Origin of the sequence: Candidatus Aquicultor secundus (assembly GCF_002791875.1) — a bacterium.
GTDB classification, from domain to species: domain Bacteria; phylum Actinomycetota; class Aquicultoria; order Aquicultorales; family Aquicultoraceae; genus Aquicultor_A; species Aquicultor_A secundus.
In genome coordinates this window covers 28003-37505 of record NZ_PFNG01000214.1, presented here as the reverse complement: position 1 = coordinate 37505, position 9503 = coordinate 28003, and the positions used below count along the sequence as shown (strand labels likewise).

Below are 9503 nucleotides of genomic sequence, written 5' to 3'. Positions count from 1 at the left end.
AACGCCTGGTGGGCCATCTACCAATGTGGCGGTTCAAAAACCAGTAATAAAACCCGCAGTTAGGGTATCTAGCACACAGACGTCCTCTTCAGTGGAAGGCACAGCCTCTACAAGCACGACCACGGCGAATTCTACCGGCACGGTAAACTCTACTGATACCGTGGAGATCGAGCCCGATATAACAGGCTACAGGGACCCATTTACTCCGCTCTCAGAGCCGACCACTACGGTAAGCGATACTAGCGGCGCGGGTTTCCTGGGCGGCGTACAGGTCGGGCAGAGTGCTGATACTACACCAAGCTCGAACTCACTCGCCCTGAAAAGTATTGCCGATATAAGTGGTGTAAAGTATGCAACCGTTATATACAAAGCACAGGAGTATACGGTTCAGGAAGGGGATCAGATTGCGGGTTCGCCTTTCAAAGTAACCGATATCGGTGATGGCAGTATATCGCTTCTCTACGGCGATGATAGACTGACGTTGCAGGTTGGCGATGAGATTATTAAATAGGATAAAAGCCCGGAGCCTGAATCGATGGGGCTCTGGTTAAGGATATTTTAATCGATGTTTAAACTTAACGCCCGGTTTGCCGGGCTTTTGTTTTATGTCTGTTAGTGGAGATAGGCAGTATGATAAGTTATACTTATTGGAAAATAATCTGGAGGGAAGAGCTGAGTGATAAGGTACGTAACGGCCGGTGAATCGCATGGTCCTGCTTTGTTTGCGATTATTGAAGGGGTTCCGGCCGGCCTTGGGATAAAGGTAGATACGATAAATAAGGAGCTGGCCCGAAGGCAGTTAGGGTTTGGTAGAGGCGGGCGTATGCAGATAGAGACCGATACGGCTCAAGTGTTGAGCGGTGTGAGATTTGGTAAAGCGCTTGGCTCCCCTATAACGCTTAAGGTCGATAACCGGGATTGGAAGAACTGGCTGGAAAGGATGTCGGTTGAGGAAATATCGGGTAAGGCTGAAGTGGTAACACAGCCGCGACCGGGGCATGCCGACCTGAGCGGAGTTTTGAAGACCGGACAAAAGGATATACGAAATATTCTTGAGCGCTCGAGCGCACGGGAAACTGCGGCGAGGGTTGCTGCGGGCGCTGTTGCTAAGTTATTGTTGGCGGAGTTCGGGATACAGGTAGTAAGCCATGTTATATCTATCGGTGATGTCGAGGCGAACACTGAGAAGCTGCCGCTACCGGATGATCTTGAGCGGATAGACAGGTCTCCTGCCAGGTCTTTTGATAAAGAGGCTACCGGCAGGATGGTCGAGTTGATAGAAAAAATACGCAGCGCTAAGGATACGATCGGCGGCGTGTTTGAGGTTTTGGTGTACGGGTGCCCTCCCGGCCTTGGGGGTTATGCCTCGTGGGAGGAGAAGCTTGATGGGAATATTGCACGTGCTCTGATGTCTATCCAGGCGATTAAGGGTGTTGAGATAGGCGAGGGATTCGATGTGTCGGCAAAGCCGGGGTCGCTGGCGCATGATGAGATATTTTACGAGAAAGGGCGCGGGTATTACCGGAAGACAAACAGGGCCGGCGGTATCGAGGGCGGCATGACGAATGGCGAGGTTGTGATCGCTAGAGCTGCGATGAAGCCAATTCCCACCTTGATGCAGCCGCTAAAGACCGTTGATATTGCTACTAAGCAGTCGGTGGATGCGGTAAAGGAACGGTCCGATGTGTGCGCGGTTCCCGCAGCGGCGGTTATTGGTGAGGCGGTTGTGGCATTTGAGATTGCTAAGGCCTTGATCGGTAAGTTTGGCGGTGACGCTATGGAGGACACCAAAGCGGCTTATGACCGCTATCTGAAGAGGTTGGAAGTTTGATTAACGTCGCTTTGATAGGGTTTATGGGCTCCGGGAAGACATCTGTCGGGCATGTGTTGGCAAAACGGCTCGGCTATTCGTTTGTCGATACCGACATGTTTATTGAAAAGAGGACCGGCAGGTCTATCCCGGAAATATTTAAAAACGATGGTGAGGAGGCCTTTCGCAGGATTGAGTCGGTGGCGCTTAAGGAAGTCCTTGCCGGCAAGGGAAAGGTTGTTGCCTGTGGCGGAGGAATAGCGTTGCGGGAGGAGAACAGGCTGGAGCTGAAGAGGAGGGCGGTCGTTGTGTACCTCAAGGCCGGGACACCGGAGCTGTTCAGGCGTGTAGGTGAAACAGGTGAGCAGCGCCCGCTTCTTAATGTCGAGGACCCGGAAGCCGAGATAGGACGATTGCTCAAGCAGAGAGAACCGCAATATGAAAGCATTGCGGATATTGCGATTGATACGTCAGGTAAAACGATTCGAAGCGTTGTCGATTGCATTATGGAAGCGCTCAAAAACAAATAGAACAAGCAATTGAATATCAATTGAGTAGTTGAATAGTAATAGAACAGAAGTGGAAGAGAACAGAAACAAAAGAGAAATAAAAAGAAGTAGAAGAGAGAGAAGAGAGCGGAGAGGTTTAGTTGATACGGCAGGTTGTTAATGTCGCGCTTGGCGACAGGAGTTATCCAATTTATATAGGCGATCGGATATACCACGGGTTTGTTGAAAAATTCGAGGAGTTTTTTGGTGCCGCTAGGGTTGCCCTGATTACTAATCCTACGGTATGGGATCTTTACGGGACTCTTATAATTGAGTCATTATCGGTTGAGGCGATTAATTATGAGCTGATTCTTGTCCCGGATGGCGAGGATGCGAAATCGCTGGGCGTTGCCGAGCGGATTTACGGGGAGCTTATAGAGAAGGGCTTTGAAAGAAAGGACGTCGTTATCGCGCTGGGCGGTGGCGTTGTAGGGGATCTAGCGGGATTTATCGCGGCCACCTACGAGCGGGGCGTGCCTTTTGTTCAAATACCGACGACATTGCTGGCGCAAGTCGATAGCAGTGTCGGTGGTAAGGTCGCCGTAAATCATCCGCTGGGTAAGAACATGATAGGTGCTTTTTATCAGCCGACATTCGTATACATCGACGTATCCACGCTGAACACATTATCCGATAGGGATTTTGCGGGGGGTATGGCTGAAGTTATAAAATACGCTTTTTTAAAGGGCGGGCCGTTATTGGGGCTGATACAAGAGAAGCACGGGGATTTGCTTGATAAGCAGGTAGACGTGTTGTCCGATGTGGTAAAGACGTGTTGCTCGATTAAGGCGGAGATTGTCGAGATGGATGAGCGGGACGCCGGGGTGAGGGCTTTTCTAAACTACGGCCATACCCTCGGACACGCAATCGAGTCGGCTACCAGGTATGATTACTCGCACGGCGAGGCGATTGCGGTTGGCATGGTATTTGTCGCCCGGCTAAGTAAGACGCTTGGGATGATAGATGAGGATACGGTCGAGCTTCATAAGCGGATTATTTCTTCGTATGGGCTGCCGATCTCGGTATCGGGAGCGGATGCGATAGAGCTGGTAAAAGTCATGCAGCGGGACAAGAAGCGGGCGATGGGCGGGCATAATTTTGTGCTGCTTGACGGAATTGGAAATCCTGTTGTTAAGAACGTTGATGAGAACCTTTTAATTACAGTGCTCAGCGAATTTTTGAAAGAGGGATAAGAAGATGGGGAAGATACTGGTTATCCATGGGCCCAATCTGAATTTGCTCGGGAAACGGGAAGAGGCGGTTTACGGAACGGTAACGCTGGACGAGATAAACGGTATGATTAAAGATGAGGCTGGTAATTGTGGGCTTGATGTGGAATTCTACCAGTCGAATTACGAGGGCGATATCGTTGATAGGATTCAGACAGCGGCGGGAAGGGTCGATTGCATCATAATCAACCCGGCCGCTTTTACGCACTATAGTATCGCCGTGCGCGATGCGCTGGCGGCGGTTAAGATACCGGCGGTTGAAGTGCACCTTTCAAATATCCACGCTCGTGAGGAATTCAGGCATACGTCGGTTACGGCGCCGGTTGCGGTGGGACAGATCGCCGGGTTCGGCCCGCAGAGCTATGTGCTGGCGGTGCGGGCTGCGGTTGAGATCATAAAAGCAGCGATTAGCGAATGACGATCGTTTTGCATTTACTCATCGCTAATTGCTAATTACCTTAGCTGTAAGACCAAGGTTTGTTGTAAAGACAACTAGAGGATTGGGGACATGCAGCCTAGCTATAATAAAAGGCTTGATAAGCTACGGGAGCGTATTAAGAAGGCCGAGATAGATACCCTGTTGGTAAGCGATGCTCGCAATATTTTTTATTTGAGCGGCTCCAACGGGGGCTATACGGGGGCCAAGGTAATGTTGATCGTCGATGCGAACACATCGACGCTTATTATTGATAAGAGATATCTTGCAGAAACGATGGAATCTGCCGTAGTCGATACGATTACTGCGTGGACGGAGCCGTCTTATGGCGATATTGTGGCCCTCCTTAAAGGGTCGGGGGTTAAGAAGGTCGGGTTTGAATCCACGCATGTGACGGTTAAGCAGTATGAGCGTTTGGTTAAGGAGTTCGATGCTATCCAGCTGGTGGGGGTGGCGGGGCTTATTGAGCCGGTTCGTGAGGTAAAGGACAGGCACGAGATAACCAAAATTACCGATGCCGCCGCGATCGGGGACACGACGTTCGACTACATCACCGGGATTTTAAGACCGGGGATGACCGAGATCGAGATAAGCATCGAGATCGACTTCTTTATGCGCAAGCATGGGGCCGAGCGCCCGAGTTTCGATACTATTGTCGCGTCGGGAATCCACTCTGCGGTACCGCATGCTACCCCATCCTCTAAGAAAATTGAAGTAGGCGATTTTGTAACGCTTGATTTTGGCGCTGTCGTGGATGGCTATCACTCGGATATGACGAGAACGGTTGTTATCGGCAGGGCGAGCGGGAAGCAAAAAGATATCTATGCAAAGGTATTGGAGGCGCAGATTGCTGCGCTTGATGCCGTTGTGCCCGGTAAGGTATGCCGGGACCTGGACGCTGTTGCGCGGGATATTATCGCTGAGGCGGGCTACGGTGAGAACTTTGTCCACAGCCTTGGGCACGGGGTCGGCCTGGATGTTCATGAGGCGCCGACGCTTGCCAAGGGAAATGAGGCGATGTTGGCTGAGGCCATGGTTGTCACGGTTGAGCCGGGAATTTACATAAACGGTTTCGGTGGTGTGAGGATCGAGGACCTTGTTGTTGTGACCCGGAGTGGTCGCGAAGTCCTGACCCTCTCGACGAAAGACCTGCTGGAATTGTAAAATATCATTATGTTATTGCTAATATTATTGCTAATTCGGAGGTTAACGAATGATTTCGACAAATCAATTTAAGAATGGAATGACGATCGAGCTTGACGGCACCTTGTTTCAGATTGTTGAGTTTCAGCACGTAAAGCCGGGTAAGGGTGGGGCATTTGTGCGTACGAAACTCAGGAATTTTAAGACGGGCGGCGTTGTCGATAAGACGTTTAGGGCGGGTGAAAAAGTCGAGCAGGCTATGGTCAACAGGCGGTCGATGCAGTATCTGTACAATGACGGGAGCGATTACGTCTTTATGGATACCGAGACATACGAGCAGATAAGCCTTCCCGCATCGTTCTTGCAGGACGAGACGAAGTTTATGAAAGAGAACATGAACGTTCTTATCGCGATGCATGAGGGCCAGGCGTTGGGTATTGAGTTGCCGACGGCGGTAGAGCTTGAGGTTACCCATACGGAACCCGGTGTTAAGGGCGACACGGCAAGCGGCGGTACCAAACCCGCAACCCTGGAGACGGGGGCCGTGGTACAGGTGCCCTTGTTTATTAACGTTGGCGACATGATTAAGGTCGATACCAGGACAGGCGATTACATAACAAGGGTTTAGTTCTTACGGAGAGGCCGGCTTTCTATTACAATTACATCACCAGGGATGCCCGTATAATACGGGCACGATGGCCGCGATGAAGAACCAAGCGTTGCTTTATGTGGTATAAAAGTTCTTCACCGACAAGCGCAAATGCTGTATAATAACAACGATACCCCGTCTTTTTTCAAAGGCGGGGTTATCTAAGATTTAGAGCAGGTGGGTATGAAAGCAAGAGCAGTTAAGGTTACCGATACTACGTTGCGAGATGCGCACCAGTCGTTGTGGGCTACACGTATGCGCACGGATGATATGCTGAAGATTCTGGATAGAATCGACCGTATAGGGTACTACTCACTCGAAGTTTGGGGCGGTGCGACATTTGATGCAACGCTCCGTTTTCTTGATGAAAACCCGTGGGACAGGCTCCGCGTTATCAAGAAGCATGCCCCGAGAACCCCGCTGCAAATGTTGCTTCGCGGCCAGAATCTGGTCGGGTATAAGCAGTACCCAGACGACATTGTGCGCAGGTTTGTTCTTGAATCGGCCAAAAATGGCATGGATATCTTTAGGATATTCGATGCCCTTAACGACACCAGGAATTTAAGGGTCTCCATCGAGGCGGTAAAAGAAGCGGGGGCGCACGCGCAGGGGGCGGTATGTTACACGATAAGCCCGGTTCACACCCTTGAGCATTATGTCGAAACCGCGGTTGAGCTGGTTGAGATGGGTGTTGATTCCATTTGCATAAAAGACATGGCGGCGCTTTTGACGCCGTATAGGACGTTTAAGCTGGTTGAAAGGTTCCGCAAAGAAGTCGACGTGCCGATCGACCTGCACTGTCATTATATCGGCGGCATGGCGCCGATGAACTACCTGAAAGCTATCGAGGCCGGCGTGGATATCATCGACACGGCGACGGTTCCGCTGGCGTTCGGCAACTCGCAGCCGGCGATTGAGATGATCGCCGCAGCGCTTAAGGATACCCCCTACGACACAGGGTTTGAGCTCGAGAAGCTTTTTGATATCGCAAAATATTGGGAGGATATCCGTGCAAAACGGGGATTCCAGCGGGGCGTGACATCGATCACCCACATGCAGGTGTTCTCGCACCAGGTGCCGGGGGGCATGCTCTCAAACCTGTACAGTCAGCTCGAGCAGCAAAAAGCATTGGATCGCATGGGTGAGGTTTTAGAGGAGATTCCAAAAGTGCGGGCGGAGGTCGGATATCCGCCGCTGGTTACGCCGATGAGCCAGATCGTTGGAACACAGGCTGTTCTTAATGTGCTGACCGGAAAACGTTGGGCGATAATCCCGGATGAGATGAAACAATACGTTAAAGGACTTTACGGGCGGGCTCCGGGCCCCATCGATAAAGAGATACAGGCTAAAATCCTTGGGGATGAAACGCCGCTGACAACCCGGCCTGCCGATTTAATAACCGAAAGGTTCGAGGATTATGCAAGGGCTGTCGGGGACCTGGCGAGGAACGAGGAAGATGTGTTGACGTATGCATTGTTCCCGAATGAGGCGCGTAAATACCTGGCGGCCCATGTCGAAGGCGCTGAGAAAGCCGTCTTCATGATGAGCGAGGAAATAAGGGCCGTCAAGGAGGACGGATATATGGATGTAAACCAAGTTCGTGAATTAATAAAGCTTGTTGAGGAGAGCGGCGTTGCAGAGGTGACCGTTGAAGAAGAAGGCGTAAAAATATCGGTTAGAAAAGGGCTGGCGCTTGCGGTAGATGGTGCGATGCCGGTCTCCGGAAACGGCGGTTCGACTCAAACCCAAGCTCAAACCCAGGATAATTATCCACCACATTGGAAGAAAATAGTTGCCCCGATGGTCGGAACTTTTTATGCGGCCCCGTCGCCCGATGTAGATCCGTTTATTTCAGTAGGTGACGAGGTCAGCGAAGGGCAGACGCTGTGTATCGTTGAAGCCATGAAGCTTATGAACGAGATAGCGGCGGAGGAGCCGGGAGTAATCCGCGAGGTGGTTGTTGAAAACGGTCACCCGGTTGAGTACGGCCAGTTGTTGTTCCTCTACGAGCCACTCGGCTAGTAATCTTATTTAGCTTTATTAACAGGAGAGAGTAGTTTGTTTAAGAAGGTTCTTATAGCCAACAGGGGTGAAATAGCCGTGCGGGTCATCAGAGCCTGCAAAGAGCTTGATATCCCTACGGTTGCAATATATTCCGAGGCCGATGTAGAGGCGCTGCATACCAAGCTTGCGGATGAGGCGATTTGTATCGGTCCGGCCCAGAGTCATAGGAGTTATCTTAATATCCCGAACATCATAAGCGCGGCTGAAGTAACCGGCGCCGATGCGATTCATCCGGGGTACGGATTCCTAGCGGAGAACCCCCAATTTGCCGATATCTGCAGATCATGCCATATAATGTTTATTGGTCCGGTGGCTGAGGCGATTGAAGCGATGGGGCATAAGTCGGAAGCACGGCGCAGGATGGTTGAAGCGGGTATACCGGTCACTCCGGGTACCATCGGATCGGTCAGCGGCGATAAAGAAGCGCTGATCGAGGCAGAGAAGATCGGCTATCCCGTCATGATAAAGGCGTCTGCCGGAGGTGGCGGTAGAGGCATGAGGATCGCCCAGAACGAAAAAGAACTGGTAAAATTCCTCCGGATGGCGCAATCTGAAGCTAAGGCCGCATTCGGAAACGATGATGTCTATATGGAGAAATATGTTGCCCGGCCGCGCCATATTGAGTTTCAGATCCTGGCGGATGGGCACGGCAACATTATTCACCTGGGGGATCGTGATTGTTCGATACAGCGCCGGCACCAAAAGCTGATCGAGGAATCGCCTTCGCCATCGATAAGCGCCGATAAGCGCAAGGAGATGGGTGAGGTTGCGGTAAAGGCTGCTCAAGCGGTCGGCTATACGAGTGCGGGCACCATCGAGTTTCTGGTCGAGCCGGACGGCAGCTATTATTTTATGGAAATGAATACTAGAGTGCAGGTCGAACATCCGGTTACCGAAATGGTGACGGGCGTTGATATTATAAAAGAGCAGATAAGAATAGCTGCAGGTGAGAAGCTTAGCTATACCCAGGACGACATCAAGCAAAACGGGCATGCAATAGAGTTCAGGATCAACGCGGAGGACCCATCGAGGGACTTTATGCCGGCGGGCGGAAGAGTTACCCTGTATAATCCTCCTGGCGGGCCCGGGGTAAGGGTAGATAGTCATCTGTATACCGGCTACGATGTTCCGAATTATTACGATTCGCTTCTTGCGAAGTTGATAGTTTGGGGAAAAGACAGAAATGAAGCTATTAGTAGGGGGCGCAGGGCACTTGAAGAGTGTGTAGTTATGGGCCTTGCGACGACGATCCCGTTTCACCTGAGGGTATTGGACAACGCTTTCTTTAGGAAAGGGGAAGTCTACACCGATTTTATCTCAGGGTTTTTAAACGAATAGGAAGCATGATATCAGAACGAAGGAAGGCGCGTAAAGACGCGCTGGAAATCCTATATGAAAAAGAAATAACAGGCCAACCGTTGGAACAAATTCTTGAGAACCGTAAGCTTGCTCGCGGTGAGAAGCCGAGCGAGTTTACGATTGAGCTGGTTGAGGGTGTTGAAAAACACACGCAGCAGATCGATTCGATTATCAGCGGGCATACCGACAACTGGACGCTGGATCGCATGCCGATTGTGGACCGCAACTTGATCAGGATAGGCTTGTACGAGTTGCTATATGAGGA

General features: G+C 51.1%; 10 protein-coding genes. All 10 read left to right on the top strand.

The genetic code is table 11. The features are described 5' to 3' along the window. The coding region (locus tag COY37_RS09180) for a hypothetical protein (protein ID WP_286977331.1) at window positions 1–511 on the top strand (511 nt) is incomplete at its 5' end. Window positions 512–676: 165 nt separating this feature from the next. Continuing rightward, window positions 677–1831 carry a chorismate synthase gene (gene aroC / locus COY37_RS09175; protein ID WP_286678004.1) on the top strand — a complete coding sequence of 385 codons (1155 nt, stop codon included), beginning with the start codon at window positions 677–679 and terminating at the stop codon, window positions 1829–1831. Beyond that, on the top strand, window positions 1828–2340 hold the full coding sequence (locus tag COY37_RS09170) for a shikimate kinase (RefSeq protein WP_286678003.1): 513 nt from the start codon (window positions 1828–1830) through the stop codon (window positions 2338–2340). Before aroC ends, COY37_RS09170 begins: the two co-directional genes overlap by 4 nt. A gap of 119 nt (window positions 2341–2459) precedes the next feature. Continuing rightward, window positions 2460–3551 (top strand): 3-dehydroquinate synthase, encoded by a 1092-nt coding sequence (gene aroB / locus COY37_RS09165; RefSeq protein ID WP_286678002.1) that lies wholly within the window; start codon window positions 2460–2462, stop codon window positions 3549–3551. 4 nt (window positions 3552–3555) lie between these two features. After that, the gene (aroQ, locus tag COY37_RS09160) at window positions 3556–4005 is read left to right on the top strand and encodes a type II 3-dehydroquinate dehydratase (protein ID WP_286678001.1); all 450 of its coding nucleotides are present in this window, start codon (window positions 3556–3558) and stop codon (window positions 4003–4005) included. A 90-nt stretch (window positions 4006–4095) separates the two neighbouring features. Then, window positions 4096–5187 carry a M24 family metallopeptidase gene (locus COY37_RS09155; RefSeq protein ID WP_286678000.1) on the top strand — a complete coding sequence of 364 codons (1092 nt, stop codon included), beginning with the start codon at window positions 4096–4098 and terminating at the stop codon, window positions 5185–5187. Window positions 5188–5236: 49 nt separating this feature from the next. Then, window positions 5237–5794 carry an elongation factor P gene (gene efp, locus COY37_RS09150; RefSeq protein ID WP_286677999.1) on the top strand — a complete coding sequence of 186 codons (558 nt, stop codon included), beginning with the start codon at window positions 5237–5239 and terminating at the stop codon, window positions 5792–5794. A gap of 204 nt (window positions 5795–5998) precedes the next feature. Next, window positions 5999–7837 (top strand): acetyl-CoA carboxylase biotin carboxyl carrier protein, encoded by a 1839-nt coding sequence (accB, locus tag COY37_RS09145; protein ID WP_286677998.1) that lies wholly within the window; start codon window positions 5999–6001, stop codon window positions 7835–7837. A gap of 36 nt (window positions 7838–7873) precedes the next feature. After that, complete coding sequence (gene accC / locus COY37_RS09140) at window positions 7874–9217, top strand: acetyl-CoA carboxylase biotin carboxylase subunit (RefSeq protein WP_286677997.1); 1344 nt, start codon at window positions 7874–7876, stop codon at window positions 9215–9217. A gap of 5 nt (window positions 9218–9222) precedes the next feature. Further along, window positions 9223–9503: transcription antitermination factor NusB (locus COY37_RS09135; RefSeq protein WP_286977326.1), on the top strand; the 281-nt coding region annotated here is incomplete at its 3' end.